The 686-nt window shown below is 50.6% G+C and carries 2 protein-coding genes; both read right to left on the bottom strand.

Features of this window, described 5'->3' with window-relative positions; genetic code table 11:
• On the bottom strand, nt 1-332 hold a 332-nt coding region (locus tag E2K52_RS14560), incomplete at its 3' end, for a thioesterase family protein (RefSeq protein WP_151205699.1).
• 112 nt (nt 333-444) lie between these two features.
• On the bottom strand, nt 445-686 hold a 242-nt coding region (locus E2K52_RS14555; RefSeq protein WP_264765950.1), incomplete at its 5' end, for a helix-hairpin-helix domain-containing protein.

Below are 686 nucleotides of genomic sequence, written 5' to 3'. Positions count from 1 at the left end.
TGAATCTCCGACTCCCGGGCCGCTCCAAAACTGGCAAGCAAAATACTTTGTACGGCCTGATCCTGCCATAAACGCACTTCAATGGTGGTGACAGACCTGCCTTGTCGCAAGATTTCTGCAGTCAGACGGACTTTGGCCTGCTTAACCGGACCTACAAAAGTCACACTGGCATTCAGCAGGCGCTGGCTTGGATCCTGAATGGCCAATACCGCTTTTTGCATCATCATCGCAGCTGCAAGACCACCATACAAAGTGCGTCCCTGTAACCAGCCTTCTGGGAAATCGACCCATTCCTGCTCGGCAATTTGTGCATACAATCCATGTAAAGACATTGTTCTTCCTTAGTGCGTTGATCTCTCTTTATTCTGCCTGGAAAAAGCCACGTGAGAAATGACGGATGACACCCCGGTCAGTGAGCATTTTTGCCCTGGTCGTTCTGGTTTTTTATTCATGCAGGGTCTTGTAAATCATGCGTGCCATCACTGAGCCAAGTCCCGGAACCAGTTGCAGGTCTTTTTCTGAAGCTTTTAATACCCCCTGAATCCCGCCAAAATGGGTCAGTAAATCACGACGGCGTTTAGGCCCTAAGCCCGGAATTACTTCCAGTATGGATGAGCCGCGCTTTTTGTCACGTTTGGCCCGGTGCCGGGTAATGGCAAAACGGTGCGCTTCATCACGCACCTGCT

Origin of the sequence: Acinetobacter sp. RF14B (assembly GCF_006864105.1) — a bacterium.
GTDB classification, from domain to species: domain Bacteria; phylum Pseudomonadota; class Gammaproteobacteria; order Pseudomonadales; family Moraxellaceae; genus Acinetobacter; species Acinetobacter lwoffii_C.
This window is presented reverse-complemented; position numbering and strand designations above follow the sequence as displayed.